At 48.1% G+C, this 18,026-nt stretch carries 14 protein-coding genes and 1 pseudogene; 6 read left to right on the forward strand and 9 right to left on the reverse strand.

Features of this window, described 5'->3' with window-relative positions; all coding sequences use genetic code 11:
* Nucleotides 1–701: 701 nt before the first annotated feature.
* The 4 genes from RMO52_RS16800 (at nucleotide 702) to RMO52_RS16815 (ending at nucleotide 5,288) form a co-directional block, all read left to right on the forward strand.
* Nucleotides 702–2,141 carry an IctB family putative bicarbonate transporter gene (locus tag RMO52_RS16800; protein WP_310416434.1) on the forward strand — a complete coding sequence of 480 codons (1,440 nt, stop codon included), beginning with the start codon at nucleotides 702–704 and terminating at the stop codon, nucleotides 2,139–2,141.
* Nucleotides 2,134–3,501, forward strand: a complete 1,368-nt coding sequence (locus RMO52_RS16805; protein WP_310416437.1) for an O-antigen ligase family protein — start codon at nucleotides 2,134–2,136, stop codon at nucleotides 3,499–3,501. Before RMO52_RS16800 ends, RMO52_RS16805 begins: the two co-directional genes overlap by 8 nt.
* Before the next feature lie 28 nt (nucleotides 3,502–3,529).
* Complete coding sequence (locus tag RMO52_RS16810) at nucleotides 3,530–3,961, forward strand: J domain-containing protein (protein ID WP_310416441.1); 432 nt, start codon at nucleotides 3,530–3,532, stop codon at nucleotides 3,959–3,961.
* A 103-nt stretch (nucleotides 3,962–4,064) separates the two neighbouring features.
* Nucleotides 4,065–5,288, forward strand: coding sequence for a trypsin-like peptidase domain-containing protein (locus RMO52_RS16815; protein ID WP_310416444.1), 1,224 nt, complete (start codon nucleotides 4,065–4,067; stop codon nucleotides 5,286–5,288).
* A gap of 14 nt (nucleotides 5,289–5,302) precedes the next feature.
* On the opposite strand, the gene RMO52_RS16820 is transcribed toward RMO52_RS16815, so the two are convergent.
* From RMO52_RS16820 to RMO52_RS16855, 8 genes are all read right to left on the reverse strand, one after another.
* Nucleotides 5,303–5,896: a hypothetical protein gene (locus tag RMO52_RS16820; protein WP_309739743.1), complete on the reverse strand. Its 594-nt coding sequence runs from the start codon at nucleotides 5,894–5,896 to the stop codon at nucleotides 5,303–5,305.
* Nucleotides 5,897–6,186: 290 nt separating this feature from the next.
* Entirely contained in the window at nucleotides 6,187–8,562 is a 2,376-nt protein-coding gene (locus RMO52_RS16825) for a CHASE2 domain-containing serine/threonine-protein kinase (RefSeq protein ID WP_310416448.1), read from the reverse strand.
* Between the two features lie 158 nt (nucleotides 8,563–8,720).
* Entirely contained in the window at nucleotides 8,721–10,331 is a 1,611-nt protein-coding gene (locus RMO52_RS16830; protein WP_309738575.1) for an MBL fold metallo-hydrolase, read from the reverse strand.
* 85 nt (nucleotides 10,332–10,416) lie between these two features.
* Nucleotides 10,417–10,539, reverse strand: a complete 123-nt coding sequence (locus tag RMO52_RS16835) for a hypothetical protein (protein ID WP_310416452.1) — start codon at nucleotides 10,537–10,539, stop codon at nucleotides 10,417–10,419.
* Nucleotides 10,540–10,791: 252 nt separating this feature from the next.
* Nucleotides 10,792–11,340 (reverse strand): NUDIX hydrolase, encoded by a 549-nt coding sequence (locus RMO52_RS16840; protein ID WP_310416455.1) that lies wholly within the window; start codon nucleotides 11,338–11,340, stop codon nucleotides 10,792–10,794.
* 91 nt (nucleotides 11,341–11,431) lie between these two features.
* Nucleotides 11,432–11,920, reverse strand: a complete 489-nt coding sequence (gene folK, locus RMO52_RS16845; protein WP_310416459.1) for a 2-amino-4-hydroxy-6-hydroxymethyldihydropteridine diphosphokinase — start codon at nucleotides 11,918–11,920, stop codon at nucleotides 11,432–11,434.
* Between the two features lies 1 nt (nucleotide 11,921).
* A complete protein-coding gene (locus RMO52_RS16850) occupies nucleotides 11,922–12,254 on the reverse strand; it encodes a DUF3593 domain-containing protein (RefSeq protein ID WP_309744728.1) in 333 nt (110 codons plus the stop codon).
* Nucleotides 12,255–12,421: 167 nt separating this feature from the next.
* A complete protein-coding gene (locus tag RMO52_RS16855) occupies nucleotides 12,422–12,730 on the reverse strand; it encodes a DUF2499 domain-containing protein (protein WP_309744736.1) in 309 nt (102 codons plus the stop codon).
* A gap of 207 nt (nucleotides 12,731–12,937) precedes the next feature.
* Between RMO52_RS16855 and RMO52_RS16860 the strand changes: the two genes are divergently transcribed.
* The gene (locus RMO52_RS16860; protein ID WP_310416464.1) at nucleotides 12,938–15,196 is read left to right on the forward strand and encodes an ATP-binding protein; all 2,259 of its coding nucleotides are present in this window, start codon (nucleotides 12,938–12,940) and stop codon (nucleotides 15,194–15,196) included.
* A 37-nt stretch (nucleotides 15,197–15,233) separates the two neighbouring features.
* Nucleotides 15,234–16,895, forward strand: a complete 1,662-nt coding sequence (locus RMO52_RS16865; protein WP_310416467.1) for a response regulator — start codon at nucleotides 15,234–15,236, stop codon at nucleotides 16,893–16,895.
* Between the two features lie 598 nt (nucleotides 16,896–17,493).
* Here RMO52_RS16865 and RMO52_RS16870 read toward each other — a convergent pair.
* Nucleotides 17,494–18,026, reverse strand: a pseudogene (locus tag RMO52_RS16870) (SAM-dependent DNA methyltransferase); the annotation flags it as partial.

Below are 18,026 nucleotides of genomic sequence, written 5' to 3' on the forward strand. Positions count from 1 at the left end.
TGACAACTTCTCAAATTAGAAGTTGCCGCTCTTTTTAATTGGGTTATTACAAATATTTATTAGATATATGCTATTTTCTGAAACCTATGTGGTGGGCATTGCCCACCCTACGAGATCTACTTCTATCTACGAGATCTTAAACTAAAATCTCAAATGGAATGAATGCCGCACCACGCTATCACACAGATTCTCCTAACGGAGACGCTACGCGAACGAACCATACGCAGGAGAGTTTGAGAAGGCGGCGACCGAAATCACGCGGAGGTTCCCGACCCATGGCTTTCGGTCAAGACGCGTTCCGCCTGTCTTGTCTTGCTAAACCGTCGGGGAACAAAGGCGTGCGCGAGCCGCTTTCAACGGGGGGGCTGGGGGTCGGAGCGACGCGCGCATCACGGAGGTTCCCTCCAGGTCGAGCGCTGAACTCGGCTCGCGCTCCTCGGCTTTGCCGAGGGTTTAGCGAGACAAGACAAGACAACCCCCAGATCCGGGTTCTGCCTCCGCTAGAAAAATCGCAGCTCACTAATATCTAACATTTGCCGTCCCGCTTAGTAACTAAGCCATATCCCAAACTAACAACAAAGGGCACCCTGACAAATTGATTCAGGGTGCCTTTTGAGTACTTACAGGTTTTGACGGTAATATGATTGTGGAACAGCGACGATAGCCTCGATCGCCAAAACTATCAACTATCGAATAATTTGATGTATTCTTTGTGGCAACGCCTGACATTATCAGACATATCCCCAAATAGATGGGTTGATGCTAGTTATCTGCATCGCTGGGTGGGCTGCTTGCAATCTTGGCGACAACAGAGTTGGCTGATGCAGTGGGGCGACGAAATTGGCGCGATTTTGACATCGATCGTCTTTGTGATGTCGCCATTTGTGCCGTCCACACCAGGACTCTCCACCGAAACTATTGCCCTAGTCATGGGAGCCATAGCAGCTTTCTGGGTACTGCTGACTCTAGTCGATAATCGCGGTGGGGGCATTACGCCCATTCACATCACGCTGCTAGTATTTTGGACGATCTCGGCAATCTCCACGGGTTTATCGCCCGTTAAGGATGCCGCCCTGCGGGGGCTAAACTTAGTCAGTTTGTATCTGATCTTGTTTGTGATGTTAGCGCGGTTGTGTCGCTCCGCCCGAATTCGGAGCTGGCTGATCGGGATTTACCTGCATCTGGCGGTAATTGTCAGTGCGTATGGCATTCATCAGTCGATTTATGGTGCCAAACAGCTCGGAAATTGGGTCGATGCGGAGTCTACTCTATCCAAAACCACGCGGGCATATAGCTATCTCAACAATCCCAATCTCTTGGCAGCATATCTATTACCCGCGATCGCATTTAGTGTCGCTGCTTATTTTATCTGGAGCGGTTGGATGCAGAAGACTCTGGCGATCGTGATGGTAGTGACAAATACCTATTGCTTGCAAGTTACTTACTGTCGCGGTGCTTGGGTAGGAGCGATCTTGGGCGCGATCGTGGCGGCGGCGTTGGTGTACTATTGGTTGCGCCCGACATTGCCCAAATTTTGGAAATCATGGGCATTACCGATCGCTTTAGGCGTGATGTTTGTCGTCGGTGGGTTGGCAATTATCGCTGTACCGATGCTGCGCGATCGGGTATTGAGTATTTTTAGCGGTGGCAAAGATAGTAGTAATAACGTCCGGCTCGAAGTCTGGAAAGCCGTCAGTAAAATGATTCACGATCGACCTATTTGGGGCTTTGGGCCAGGAGATCGGGTATTTAAGAAGATTTATCCCATTTATCAAACTAGCCCCCGCTTCGGCGCGCTAGCAGCCTACTCGATCTTCTTAGAAACGATCGTCGAAATTGGCTTTATCGGCTTCGCTGCTCTACTATGGTCGATCGCCGTAACAATTAACTGTGGCATTAAAGGTTTAGCAAAGTTGCGATCGACCGGGAATCCCCAAGCTTATTGGCTGATTGCCGCGATCGTGGCAATTGTCGCCACGATCGGGCAAGGTACCACCGATACCGAATGGTATCGTCCCCAGATTCAAACCTTATGGTGGTTGCTCGTCGGCATCGTAGCGAGCTTTTACCCCGGCGTTGACGAGCCAGATTTTGTCACCGCTCCCGTAACTCCCATCCTCGATCGTGCCACTGATGCCTAACTTTCTGTCCCTAATTCCCGGCGCAAATTGGCAACATCCCAAGCCGCAACTCCAGTCAGCGTGGAGCTTTGCGAGAATTGGCTTCCTGATTTTTCCGATCTTACCCGCGCTCGGGGTGCTGCCGATTTTTATCGCCTTAGTATTAACATGGGTCAAAGCTAGGCGCGAAATTTTGCGCCATCGAGTCAATTGGTTGCTGGCAATCTGGAGTGTCTGGGCGATCGGGGTATCGTTATTTGGCGTCTCGCCGGGAGATGCCCTACTCGGCTTAGCCAATCTCGTGCCCTTTTTCGGCTTTTTTGCCGCTTATAGCGTGCTGATCCAAACCCTAGAGCAGTTACGACAATTGGCGTGGATTTTTCTACTCTCAGCGATTCCGGTGATTCTAATCGGATATGGGGAATTGTGGTTGGGATGGGGCGGCGAACTGAGTGTCATGGGCAGTCCGATCCAGATTTTTGGGCTGCATCCCGGCGGTAATCCGCTCGGGCGGATGTCCTCATTATTTGGCTATGCGACTGGCTTTGCCGAATACTTACAGATGGTATTTATCTTTGGTTTGGGCTTGTGGGTGGATACTTGGGAGCGGCGGTGTAATGATGTGTCAGCCAAGTTACCCCCAGTGGCGGTGTGGAAATCGCCCAAGTTAATTTATCTGAGTAGCTTGCTGCTCTTGGGTGGTGGTGCCCTGATTCTGACTAGTTCGCGATCGGCTTGGGGTGGCGCGATCGTCAGTATGCTAGTCTTTGCGGCTTATCAATCTTGGTACGGAATTTTGGGATTAGTAACGGCGCTAATGGCGGTAATTTTTAGTTCAGCATACGCACCATCGCCCCTCAAAGAACCCCTGCGCGCGATCGTCCCCCGCTACTTTTGGGCGCGAATTACTGACGAGATGTACCCGAATCGTCCTGACGCCCTGACGCGAGTCGCCCAGTTTAAATTTGCCGGGAAACTAATCCAGGAACGTCCGCTCACTGGCTGGGGAATGCAAAGTTTTGGCAATCTCTATCAAGCCTACAGTCAGATCTGGGTACCGCAGCCCCATAACGTAGTAGTCATGCTCAGCGCTAGTTTGGGACTGCCCGCGACGATCTGCCTAGTAGGCATCGTCGGCTGGATCGTCACCTGTGGGACGCGGTTATTTCTCGATTTTCCGATCGAATGGCGGCACTCGCGGACGATATTTTTCACCTATTTGATGGCCTTTGGCGGGTTTATCGCCTTTAACATGACTGATGTGACACTCCCAGATCTGCGCTTAAATACGTTAGCTTGGTTATTATTGGCGAGTATTTGCGGGCTATTTTATCAGTCGCAATTCTCCAGCGGATTTGCACCGCGAGAGCATCGCCTCTAACTTTAGCTAACTACTCAAATCTTGTCTGGTGAATAGCAAACAGCAGCAAACTTACTACGATTTATTGGGCATCCATCCCAGCGCATCCGCGATCGAGATTCGGCGTGCTTATCGGGAGATGAGCAAAAAGTACCATCCCGATACTACCAGTCTGGCTACCGCCGTCGCCACCGTCAAATTTCAATCCTTAAATGAGGCTTATGCGACCATCAGCCACCCCGAACGCCGCTTGACATACGATTTAGAGATCGGCTATTCACGGCTCTTTGTCGTCCAATCTCCCCCCACTTTTCAGCCGCTGGCATCCCGTCCCGATAAGTATCGCTCATCTGCCTATCTCGATCCGACCGATCGACCGCTCTCTGGGGGCGAACTGTTTGCGTTATTGATGCTGGGCATTGCTTTAATTGGCTGTCTGGTACTCACCATCGCGATCGCGATAATTAGAGGCGAGTTGTGAGCGATCGATTTCCTAACTAGGAGATCCGCCAAACGGCTGAGAGCTTGAGTATTTATGCGATTGGAGCGAGAATTTAGGTATATCTATTTGTTATCCGATCGCTATGGGTATCCGGCACCGAAAATTCTCCATAGGGACGCTTTTAGTCATCGTTGGTAGCCTCACTGGTGCGGTTTTGGGTAACTATTTATGGCAGCAACAACGCTCACAATTACCATTACAGACCACTGCTGCCGCTCTCAACCCACCGCCCGGTGCAACTTTACCAATTTTCTCCCAGGCAATCCAGACCGACAACGATAACTTTATCACCACAGTAGTGGCAAAAGTCAGCCCCGCCGTCGTCAAAGTCGATGCCACCGAGTCAGTCAGTCAAAACCCCACGAGCGATCGGTCGATCGACAAATCCACTACAGCCGATTCCGCAAGGCGGACGCTCCGCGAACGAACCGAAAAAGGCACGGGTTCGGGCTTAATCCTGAGTGCTGACGGTCGCATCGTCACCAATGCTCATGTCGTCGATGGTACCGATCGAGTCAAAGTTACACTCCAAAATGGGCGCGTATTAGCGGGCAAAGTCGTGGGAATCGATCGAGTCACCGATGTCGCCGTTCTCAAAGTGGCTGCCAAAGACTTGCCCACCGTCAAATTAGGTGACTCCGAGCGACTGCTACCGGGCGAATGGGCGATCGCGATCGGCAATCCTTTGGGCTTAGATAATACCGTCACTGTCGGTATCGTCAGTGCTACCGGACGCAGCAGTTCCCAAGTCGGCGTTCCCGACAAGCGGGTGAGTTTTATTCAAACCGACGCCGCCATCAATCCCGGCAATTCCGGCGGCCCCTTACTCAATGGACGCGGTGAAGCGATCGGCATTACCACCGCCACTCGCGCCGACGCTCAGGGTGTGGGTTTTGCCATTCCCATGCGGACGGTGACGCGGATTACCACCCAACTATTTGCCACAGGTAAAGTGCGGCATCCTTATCTAGGCGTCCAGATGATTCCCCTCACCGCCGAACTTCAAGCGGGGATTGCCAAAGAACCCAGTCTGAGATCGAAACTCACCGCCAAACGCGGCGCGATCGTGACAGAAGTGGTCGCAGGTTCGCCAGCAGAGACGGCGGGCATCTTACCCGGCGATGTAATCATTCAAGTCGCAGGTCGCCCGATCTCTACCCCCAGTGACGTCCAGCAGCAAGTAGAAGCCAGCACCATCGGTGAAAACCTCAAATTACAACTCGATCGCCAAGGACGGGTGCGATCGCTCGAAATTAAGCCAGATCTGTTTCCGCCAACTGCTGCGGATTTTGAACCAGGGAGGTAATAATTAATAATTAATTACCTTAACATCCATTTAATAACACCAAGAATTTTTTGCACTGGATCGACCAAATAGTTGCGAGAGTCAATCGTTACATCAGAACCTTCCAATTTGAGAAACTGCCATAGAATACCACTAGTCACGCAACCATAAATAGTTGAAATATCTTTATTTTTAAGTTGATTATACCTTTGAGCAGCTAACATTTCCGCGACACATTGACCCAATCCATTTTCAATTTCTCCACGCTTAGCTTCAACCAGCATTAACACTGGAGCATCGATCGTGAATGGATTTTCAGATCTGCTAAACAGAAAATCACAAAAACCATTTAAACCTTTACTCTGGTCTACATTAAACTCCTCACCAGAGAACAGTTGCACCCGTTTTTCAGACAACCTTCTGGCTTCAACTAAAATCGGACTAACCAATAATTCTGATTTAGCTTTTTCTGTTCTAGCTTTCTCGCCTAAAGGAAGAAGATCGGTGAAAATATTTAGAAATTCTGGCTTCGGTTCGATCGGAGGTAACTGCTCGCAAAAAGAATTATCTATCAACCTTAATTCAAACTGTTCGATAACAGATTCTAGCGTAAAATTATTGTATGACATAATCGTTAAATATAGACGGTGGGCAGTGCCCACCCTACAAAGTTTTATTACTTCAATTTTTCGATTGCGTAGTCAAAGTAGGGTGTGTTTCTGCGCCAGCAAAACGCACCGATCCTCGTTCGAGCCTGGGCGGTGCGTTACCCTGACTGGATAACACACCCTACTTTAACGAAAAATAAAGCTTTTTAGGCAGTGATTTTATGAAGTGCGGAATGTGGGTTTTACCTCTTACCTTTTACCTTTTACCTTTTACCTCTTACCTTTCCCCTTTCCCCTTTCCCCCTTACCCTCTACGGCAAATCCATCAACACCGCCGTCGCCGACTGATACCGATCGCGAAAATGATAAGCCACCATCTTATCCAAAATTTGCGCGAGTACGGGAGACACGATCGCCCGATCTTGCCAAATGAGATTCCCATTAGTATCATCGATCGGGAGATAGCGCGGATGAGTATTGGTTAGAGCTTCGATCGCGATCGTACCCAGAGCATAGATATCGCTAGTATAGTTAGGCTGTCCCGCATACTGTTCCGGTGGCGTATAGCCTCGCGTCCCGATCGCGATCGTCACATTGCGATCGTCAGATAGCGGCTGAATTTCCTTAACTGCCCCAAAATCGATCAGCACCAGTCTACCGTGATGGCGATCGCGGATGATATTTCCCGGTTTGAGATCGCGATGGATCACATGCTGCGAGTGGATAAAACCCAGCACTGGCAACAACTGACGCAATAAATCCAGCACCTTAGCTTCGCTCCACGGTGCGGTTGCACCTTCTAATTCGCGATCGAGTGGCGTCCCATCGATAAATTCCTGAACGAGATAAAACTCCTGCTGATGCTCGAAATAAGCGAGCAAGTGGGGAATCTGAGCGTGATGCCCCAATTTAGAGAGAATTTCCGCCTCGGTATTAAATAACCGCCGTGCCAAATTGACAAAATTAGCATCGCGGCGCGCTGGGACTAATTGCTTGATAACGCACTGCGGCTTACCGGGACGCTTGGTATCCCGCGCTAGGTAGGTGACACCAAATCCACCCGCGCCCAGGGTAGACTCAGCTTGATAGCGACCATCGAGCAGACAGTTCGGAGCCATCACGCTGGCACTGAGCGCGGTACTGGGGGTTTGCTCTTGTTTGAGAGTGACATCTGCTGGATGGGGAATAGTCAAATCGGGGTCGATTTCGATAGTCGCCGCCATCGTCGTGGCGGGTAGAGCTGGCGGGGGTAATACATGGAGGGCGGTCGCTTGGGGTGCCGTTTTCGCGAGCAAAAACTTGAGTTCGGCGATCGCCAATTCGCGATCGGTTACTAAATTCTGCATCTGTTTTTGCTGCTGCTGGGTGTTGTAGCTCGTCAATCCCAATACGCCGATACTGCTGGCAATGAGGCCGATAAATGGGCTTACTAAGGGAATCCAACCTGCATTTACAAACGCGATCGCAAAGCCGCCGACAAGCAGGATCGCCGCACCGCTAGCCGCTAATAATAAGCGGATCGGGTGGCGCATGTACCAGGCGAGGATACTTCCCGTCAGACACCAACCGCCGATCCAGATCCCTTCGAGCCAGTTGGGAATAAACCACCACAAGGGTCGATCGTCGAGTACCGCGCTGAGAATTTGACTGGTAATTTGGGCGTGAACCAAGACCCCTGGCATCGTGGCATCTTCAGACTTCCCGGCACTATAAGGGGTTAAAAATTCATCCTTGAGGGAGCTAGCAGTCGAACCGATCGCGACGATCCGATCTTTAATTAATTTAGGATCGACTCGATCGTCTAAGAGATCCGACATCGTGACGATCTGCGCCACGCCATTTTTGCCGCTTGTCTGGGCACTACTAGCTCTGTAATTGAGCAAAATCTGATAGCCCCCATCCTCGGCATGTTGATAGCCCCCATCATTGCCGGAGATGGGTCTAAAATGCGCTCTAGCGATGTGAAATTCTTCATTTGAGTCAAACTTACCTTTGATTTGATGCTGCCGGATTAGGTATTCTTGGGCGAGCTGGAGCGCAAAACTCGTCTCGCTCGTACATGGCGATTTGGGGTCGCGCGACATAAACAACACACTTCGCCGCACGATACTATCGCGATCGACTAACAGATCTACAAATCCCAACTGTTCGGCGGGAATTCCTGGCGGCCCCGCGATGCCGGGATTTTTGAGACTGCGATGGTGACAACCCGGAATAATCACATCGTTGCTATCCCAAATTTTAGTCAGTTGGGCGCTTCCCGGCTCGACGGGATTGGCACGAAACATATCTAAACCGATGACTTTAGCTTTGGCATCGGTCAATTTTTGGATGACTTTGGCAATGGTACGATCGGGCAACGGCCAAACTTTCGCCCGATTCAGATCGTCTTCGGTAATCGCCACGATTAAAATGCGCGGGTCTGGCGGTAGCGGTGACTTCCAGCGCACGCTCTGGTCGTAAACACTCAATTCGCCCATTTCCCACCACCCCAAATACTTGGCACCGACAACCAGCCCCATCACCCCCAAACTCACACCCAAAATTGTCACTACTGATAAAGGTAGTCGGCGACCGATTCGAGTCCGAAGCGAGGCAAATTTAGGCGTGCGGAACATGTATTTTGGACGGGCGAGGATAACAATAATTGCGATCGATTTTGACAGTATATCTCGATCGTCTGTCACTTACTTAGCTTGCCCCGATCGAGTAAAAACATGTCAGTAGGGGATAGGGAATAGGGGATAGGGAATAGGGGATAGGGGACTAGGGGACAATTGCGGTTCTCTTTACCTCTTACCTTTTACCTCTTACCTTTTACCTTTTACCCCTTACCCTTACCCCTTTACGTGAATTCAAACGCTGGACAAAAGCCATCGGGGGTGACACGAAAGCCATTGAGGGGCGATCGCAAATTATGACAGCGAGCGCCGCGTTGATAGCGACAGTTGCCACAACAGTGAACGCTGGGGTCTAATTTAAGTTCTTGCTGACGATCGATCGTTTCGCGCTGAGAGATCCCTCTGAGCACGATCTCTTCCCCTTGCCATCTGGCTTCGAGCAGTCCGGTATCGGCAAAATTATGCCAGCGCGGGTCGCTAGAAATCGCCGTGGGTAAGGTAATATTAATCTCGCTTTCGAGTTCGGTCAGTTCGCCTTCATAGTTGGGATCGGCTGGCGGTGCGGGTTGGACAAAGGTATCGCCAACTGGCAAGGAAACTAATGTCCCCGCTGCTGGCGAGTGGAGATGGTAGCGATTTTGCAGTTCTTCTAAGGCGGTGAGATCTGCTAGATATGGCACACGACCATGTACGAACACCACATGTTTGGGGCGGATATTATGAATTAATTGCGCCGTACCCGCACCGTCAGAGTGCTCGCTGAGCAAATAAGTTTCGCTAGTAAGTTGGTTGGTAGTGTTGGGAGGTACCGTCGTCCCATGCGGTGAGGATGGGGATAATACCAACCAGGGAAAAGGGTGTCCCGCCGTATACAGGTTGAGATCGCGATCGATCTCGGTGATGATGATACACTGCCGCTGGTGAATGCTTATCTGATTTGCTGGGGTGAGCTGACGGACGTGCGGACGCACCTTTTCATCCCAAAATAGCGATTGATGCCGAGCGAAGTTTTGCACCGCTGGCGGAAAATTTGGGAGTAGCGATAAATAAGCATCGCAGCCAGCGGCAATCTTGCCATCTACCCAGATATCGATATCGCGTCCGGTAAATAGATGATGACTCCGCAGCAAGATCAGTAATTCTTGGGCGATGCCGAGATTATTGACTGGTAAAATAATTGACTGCTGCTGGGTAATCGCTAGATCGATCCGCGCCATCAGCGTATTTTCCTGCTTGCGGCGATGGGGATGACGAGCCGTCCCGTAACTCCCCTCAACAATCAAGACATCGGGATTGAGATTGCGAATCGAGTCGAGGTGCAAGCCATCGACCAAGCGCGAATTTGATAAGAAAAAGTCGCCAGTATAAAAGACGCTATAAGACTGATAAAAACCCGTGTAAGTCAACAATACCGCCGCCGCACCCGGTAAATGTCCCGCTGGAAATAGTTCGGCAGACAAGCCATCTTGAAACTCGATCGATCTGCGCCACGGCAAAGCCTGCCCGATTTGGGGCACTTGAGCCGCTACCTCCAACCAATTGAGCGGTAGTAGTAGGCTGGTAACTTCGCTGCTATAAATCGGTAATTTCGGCGCAGCACGATGCAGCGCCAGCAACCCCCGCGCATGATCGGCGTGAGCGTGACTACAGATAACTAAATCGCAAACAGGCAGACCATCAGCATCAATCAGCGGTGATATATCCGTCAGTCCACAATCTAATAAGATCCGATATGGCCCCATCTTGACTAACAAACACACGCCTTCATCACCATGACCCACGCCATAGGGAAGGCAGACCAAATCTTCGTTACTAGGTTGAGGTCGCGTAGACAAGGGGAAAGTCCAGGATAAATCCGCTGCTTTTATAGATATCTGGGCGCTCGCCCATAGTAGACAACGCCAACGGCAGTTCGCTTATTTAGTGAGCCGAGCCGTTTCCGTGATATTTGTCCGAATCATAGAAGCCATTACGGGTGCCAAAAAATAGTACGCCCAGAATGAAGGGAATAGTCAGAATTGGTAAGATAAGTTGAACGCTCATAATCTAAAATAACTCTGAAGGTTATATGGCACTAGCATCTTCATTATCGAACGATCGCTCCCCGATCTGCAACGATCGTTAACCATTCTTGACGCAAAATCGTCGATCGTCAAGACTCGGCAACCATTCCAGACATATATCCATGTCGATCGAGTAATTGGCTCGACCGACGATCGGCATTGCTAATTAGCAGTAAGATTTACGATTCAGCAAATATCTACCCCCTATCCCCTATTCCCTATTCCCTATTCCCTATTCCAAAAACTTCCGCGCTAGAAAATAAGCCGCAATTGACTTAGCATCGATCGGTTCGCCAGCATCAATCGCCGCCTCAAATTCGGCTGGCGTCATCAAAACGACACTAATATCTTCGTCATCATCACCCGCAGGTTGAACTGCTAATTTCGCCAGATCTTGTGCCAAAAAAGCATAAATAATCTCATCGCAATAACCCGGTGCTAGAAAAAACTCACCTAATTTTTGCCATTTTTCCGCCCGATATCCCGTCTCTTCCTGTAGCTCCCGGGCGATCGTCTCGGCGGGATCTTCACCTATTTCCAATGTCCCCGCCGGGAACTCTAAAATACGTCCCTGAGTCGGAAAGCGATATTGTTTGACTAATACCAATTTGCCTTCAGGCGTAATCGGCACTGCTAACGCACCGCCAGGATGATGAATTGATTCCCATTCCCCAATTGCACCATTAGGAAGCTCGATTCGATCGACATTAAACGAAAATTTACGTCCTTGATAAGATAATTTATTTTGTAATATCTTCGCTGGCTCGTTTCCTAAAGGCATGGTTTTAATTAATAATTGATAATTGCGGATGCGCGCACGCCTCTGTTCCCCGACGGTTGAGCGCACCAAGCAGATAATTGATATTTAGTTTCTATTTAATTAACTTAATATCAGAACATTCTAGCTTGCTGGCGAGGGTAGCGATCGAATCGCCCGATTTTGGTTCGAGCCAATCGGGTGCGATTTGAGCTAGTGGTACGAGGACGAATGCGCGATCGCACATGTGCGGATGGGGCACCTGTAAAGTCGGCAAATCGATAACTCGATCGCTATATAACAATAAATCTAGATCTAAAGTCCGCGCTCCCCACACCTCACCTCGCACCCGTCCGAACTCAGTCTCGATCGACTGTAAGACACTCAATAATTCTAATGCGCTCAGACTAGTCTCAACGGTCGCACAACCGTTCAAATAATCTGGCTGCGGTGGCCCGATCGGGGCAGTATGATACCAGCTAGAAACGTCTAAAAGCTTAATTTGCGGATGTATTTTTAGTCTCTCGATCGCGCCAGTTAAAATTACCAACGACTCACCTAAATTACTCCCTAATCCGATCGCGCAAGCTGGAAGATTTGCCATCTTATCGATCTGCCGATGGTTGAGATTTGGGTTTAGTCGATTTCAAAGCCTGACTAAAACCGATCGCGATCGTGATATTCGATAGCGTTAAAAAAAACTCGGCACCACCATGTAGCAGATCGACATCTGCTAAAGACTTATGCAAAGTTAATTGAGCGTAAGCCCCAATGGGAATTGTTACCGCTACAAATAATAAAGTTAGATAAAATCCAATTAGCGCCACCTTGGGAGTAGGAATTTTTTTGGTCATAAACCACAAAAATCCCAAGTATGGAAATAAAGACACTGCAAATAATGTTTCTTTAGAAAAGATTAATTCAATTAATGAGGGCATAAGTAGCTACATTCAGATATTTATTAGATAGAAACTGCTTAAATCATAGCTGGTGGGCACTGCCCACCCTACGCGATCTATCTACTTATTTGCAAATAATTAATAGATAGAAATTGCTTAAATCATAGCTGGTGGGCAGTGCCCACCCTACGCGATCTATTCACTATTCACGATCCACTATTCACTACTGACTGTTTACTAATCTGCCAAGCAGCCAGACACATCGTGCCATTGCCCACCACCGTCATCGCTGCTTGTAGAGTCACCAGCCACTCTAGCGTGGGCGTATTATCAAAAAAATGCCACGTACAAGCACACATCGCACTCACCAGTGCAGGTAACATCCCAAACGACAGACTCCGCCATGCCAGATTACCACTCGCCTCAGCATAGCGCCAAATCAGCCAGATCGCCGTCATCCACTCAATGACGCTAGAAATATGAATAATCCAAGTGGGAATCGAGAGTACGTGCATCGATCTATGATTGAGATACTTATCTAAAAGTGTACCGAAGATCTCCGCCCCAAGAATCCCCATCGTCGAATATCTAGAGAATTTAGCTCCTAGTTTCCAGAAGCTGAGCCAACCCGATCGCTTTTGGGCATTATATAACCAGTAACGTTTCGCATCTGCTTAGATATCGACGATATGCCAGATTGTAGATACTAGCCAAAAATGGACATGACGCACGACAAATCGCGGACTATTTTGATTGTCGAGGACTCTCGATCGTACCGCAGCAAGTTACGAGATTATTTGAGCCAAGACAATCGCTATGACTACACCATCATCGAGACAGAGACGGGTGCAGAGGGATTGAAACAATACCGGATCGCCAAACCCGATGCGATTTTGCTCGATTATATCTTGCCAGACATGAATGGGCTGGAGTTCTTGCACGCGCTGCAACAGCAGATCGAGAAACCCGATCTCCCCGTGGTGCTGCTAACAGAGTACAACAAAGAGAACCTAGCCAGTCAAGCGATCGAATCTGGCGCTCAACAATATCTGAGCAAATCAGTACTAACCACAGAAAATTTGCGACTGTCGCTGCATCATGCGATCAAACAAGGCGAACTACTGCGTCAAGTCGCCGATCTCCAGGTTCAAAACGATCGACACCTGAAAGTATTAAATCACAAAGAAGAACAGTTGCGATTGGCACTCGCCTCCGCACAGATGGGGATTTGGGATTGGAATCTGTTGAATGGACACATTCAATGGAACCGCGAACATGAAGAGTTATTTGGCTTAGCTCCGGGAAGTTTTGATGGCAATTATGAAACTTTCGATCGCTGTATTCATCCCGAAGATCGGGCAATGGTGCATCAATGTGTCGTGGAATCGATCGAGTCTCATACCAGCCTGTGCCATCAGTTTCGGATCGTTTGGGCAGATGGAAGCATTCATTGGATCGAGACGCGGGGAGAGGTGTATTTTAATGCCATTGGCGAGGCGATTCGGACGATCGGGACTGTCGTGAATATCGACGCCCGCCAGCAAGCCCAGCAGTTACTCCAAAACCAATTGGAACGCCAGCGGTTGGTACTAGATATGACGGTGCAAATTCGCCGCTCGCTCGATTTGCCAGAAATCTTAAATACTACTGTCAATGAAGTGCGACAGTTCCTCCAAACCGATCGAGTTACTATCTACAAATTTGCTCCCGACTGGGTAGCGACAGCCATTGTAGAATCGGTAGGGATGGGTTGGAAAGAGATCCTCACCACCCAGATCTCCAATACTTACATCGAATCGTATCTGGACGACTTCCGGCAAGGAGTAGTTACTCAAAATGCCGACATCTACACTGTCGAAATCGATGCTTGGTATCTGGTGCTGCTAGAAAGTTTTCAAGCCAGGGCAAATGTCGTCGTCCCCATCTTCAAAGGAGAGGAATTATGGGGACTACTTACTGCTCACCACTGCTCGGCACCGCGCCAATGGCAACCTTCCGAAATCGATCTAGTCAAACAACTGAGCAATCAACTCAGTATCGCCATTCAGCAAGCAGATCTATTTGCCCTAGCCCAGCTCGAATTGACACAACGCAAACAAGCAGAAATGACGCTGCAACTGCTCAATACCGAAATGGAGCAGCGTCAGGCAGTCGAAACACTCAAAGACGAATTCATCGGCATTGTCAGCCACGAACTCCGCACCCCACTAACTTCGATGCAGGGCGCATTGGGCTTACTGGCAATGGGTTTGATGGATGACGAGCCGGAGCAAATGAAGCAGATGATCGAGATTGCCTCGATCGAAACCGAACGCTTGGTGCGCTTGGTAAATAATATCCTCGATCTGGATAAGTTAGATGCACATTCTAATTCGATCGAGCAAGAGTGGTGCGATGCCCATACGCTCATCCAACGCGCGATCGATGTCATGACTGGCTCGGCGGCGGCGGCGGGAGTGGATCTGGTGCTAGAGTGTCCGCCCTTACAGATTTGGGTGGCACCCGATCGAATCGTCCAAACATTAACAAATTTGCTCGGTAATGCTATGAAATTTTCTCCCCCTAATAGTAGCGTCTCGATCGCTGTCACGCAGATTAACGAACCGATGCCCGAGCGGGCAGGCAGACTCGACTCAGTGCGAATGGCTCCCACCAGTAACACTCGCCAGATCTGCTTTGCGATTAGAGATTGCGGACGCGGCATTCCCGCTGATAAACTCGAAACCATTTTCAATCGCTTTCAACAGGTTGATAGCTCTGACTCGCGCGACAAGGGCGGCACTGGCTTGGGGCTGGCAATTTGTAAATCGATCGTCGAGCAGCATCAGGGACGGATCTGGGCTGAAAGTGAGTGGGGACAAGGTAGTACGTTTTTCTTCATTTTACCTCAGCCAATGTATAGAAGCCGTGCTGAGCCGGGTACTTTAGAGCAAGAGGATTTTTTAAACTTATCATCAGCACGAGTCAGCCTAAATTTATAATATTTCACTCATTTTCCAGAGATTTAAATAATTAATCATGAGTACCACCGAGCGTAAGACTGCAAAATTTAGAGATTTACTCTCGGAATTTAATCATATTAAAGCAAATGCTTTAAGTGGTAATCTCATTATCCAAGTAGTAGATGTGCCGAGCTGGATGTTGTGTTTTTCGGCAGGACAATTAGCCGGAATCAGTGGCGGCATCGATGCGATCGAGCGGTGGGAAAGAAATCTAGCCTTAGCATCCCTAAATGTGCCGCTCGATCGACTAGTTAAATCTAACAATCATCAAGAAATATTTTTAAATTCTAATGAAATTGCTCAAAAGTATGCAGCAGCAGAAGTTTTATTCGATATCATTCAGTTTAGCCAAAATCAACAAGATCGGTTAGCTTATCGCTTCATTACACTCAAAGAAAATAATAATAATTTAAAATCAGCTATCCCATTACTAGATATTAAACCACTACTGAGTAAAACGATTCAAACGTGGCAGGAATGGGAACAGCATGGCTTAGGAACTTGTGCGCCCAGTCTATTTCCGCTGATTCATCCCTCAGCTAAAGTTAATGATTTTGCGAATAATCAAGATTTGAAATTTATCATTTCGTCGATTGATGGTAGTAAATCGCTACGCAGTTTGGCAATTCATCACCAGCAAAAACTACTCGACGTAGCTAAATCTTTATCCCAACCGATCGAAGCTGGACTGATTACGTTGTCGATCGCTAGACAAGCCACAACCGATCGCCGACAATTAGATCTCGACCGCCAGCTAACTTCAGAGTTAGATCGTGTGAACATCGCTATCCCTGGCGGTACTGGCGAGCTGGGAGCCGTTGGCGTAGCCTCTGTGCAAGAGAATCGCCACATGCCATTAATTGCTTGTATCGATGATAGTCTCTCTGTCTACAAACATTTAGAAAAAATTATCGTCGAGCATGGTTGTAGAGCTTTTGGGGTACAAGATCCCCTCAAAATTTTGCCCAGTCTGATCAGAAATAAACCCGACTTGATCTTCCTCGATTTAGTCATGCCAGTGACTAATGGCTACGAGGTGTGCGAACAAATTCGGAAGACGCCATCATTAGTAGATGTGCCGATTATCATTTTAACGGGTAATGACGGATTGATCGACAGAGTTCGTACCAAATTTGTCGGCGCAAATGGATTTCTCGGTAAACCTATCGAAGCGCGCTCGATCGTCAAAGCACTCGATAAATATCTCGACAAAAAACAGTCGAGCCGTCACTCCAAATCTACCCGCACTACGCAACAAGATCGAGTCTCAAATGGCGATCTAAATAGTGAAGTTACCAAACGAGTTTTGGTAATTGATGACGATCGAAATATTCGCGAGGTTGTCTCGATGTGTCTGCACAAACTCAAAGGTTGGGAGGTATGTGCCGTATCATCAGGACAGGAAGGATTGGATCGAGTTTTAACCAGCAGTCCCGACGCGATCGTCCTCGATGTGATGATGCCAGAAATGGATGGATTAGCTTTTTTGCGACAGTTGCGAGCTAATACCGATCGTAAATCGATCCCGGTGATTCTCTTGACCGCAAATCGCTATTTACCCGATCGCGATCTCCTCACCGAACTCGGTGTCGTCGAAACCATTTCCAAACCATTTTTACCGATCGATCTAGTCCGCCAGATCGATCGAGCTTTAGCCGGGGATTTTTGTGTGGTGTGACAATATAGGTAGATAAATGTTGCCAAATTCTCTCGATCGCATAGCACATACAAAGCCTAATTACCCTTGTCTAAATCAATCTGTCTTGAACTATGGTGAGAATGATTTCTGGATGGACTATGATTATTTCTAGGGATAGATCGTAGTCCATCTCTTAATCCGACAAATCAAAGTTATAGACATAATATTCGATCGCGTAGCGTAGGCAAAGCCAAATAGAGTAAGATATAGTAGAGCCGATTGCCAATGACACACTTGCGCATTTGACACATACGTTCTAGCTTGTAAAGCGGGTGCTGATGTTGCTAATTTTTCGATTTTAGAGGCTGGGAACTAGAATTTTTTCCCAACTGGATCGAACACGAACTGAACTCGCTGATAGTTGTCGTTAATATATGTCATTAGTCCCCAAATCCCGATAATAATCCCCAGCATTTCGAGACTCTCCTCAATAGTTATAATTGCACCAAAAATTAAATTTTCAACCCCATGTCTTTCAGCATAGCTACCCCCAATCAACTCACAGCCAATGCAACCTGATAAGTAGATAGGTACCGCTTCCGATCGCACGATGTCAATTACAACTGGCTCGTTTTACCTATACTAATGTTGGATGGTTATAGTTCTCTATGATTTTTAGTAGGCGATCTGCTGGTGCATTTGCTAATTCTCTTGGTTCTAATTTATGCAATCCGTCCCCATAAACACGACCCTCATTAATCAGACTTTGAATTGGGATTGAATTTAGGGCTTGCCAAATATATTTTGGCAGTTCTGGATTTGTTGCAAATAGAGTTGATAAATATTCTTTTGGATACATCATTAGATAAACATTTGGGGCGATCGCTTTAGAATGGTTAAGAATGAAGCGAAAAGGTTTGCTATCTTTAGATTGATTTCTTCCCATATACGGACATAAAAATATTGCTGGTTCTCTATTTTCTTGCACATACCATAACGATCGATGGCTGCACAAGTAACGCGCTGATATCCCAGCATCTACGCCTTGTTTAAGGTAGTTCCAAACATCTGGATAGTTAATAGATAATTCTTCTGGCTGCTGTTTACAGGTTAGCAAGAAAAGTCTACGATCGATCTGAGGATTTCCTCGATCGTCTGCAAATATTTCAG

Origin of the sequence: Chamaesiphon sp. OTE_8_metabat_110 (genome assembly GCF_031382685.1) — a bacterium.
Lineage (GTDB): Bacteria > Cyanobacteriota > Cyanobacteriia > Cyanobacteriales > Chamaesiphonaceae > Chamaesiphon.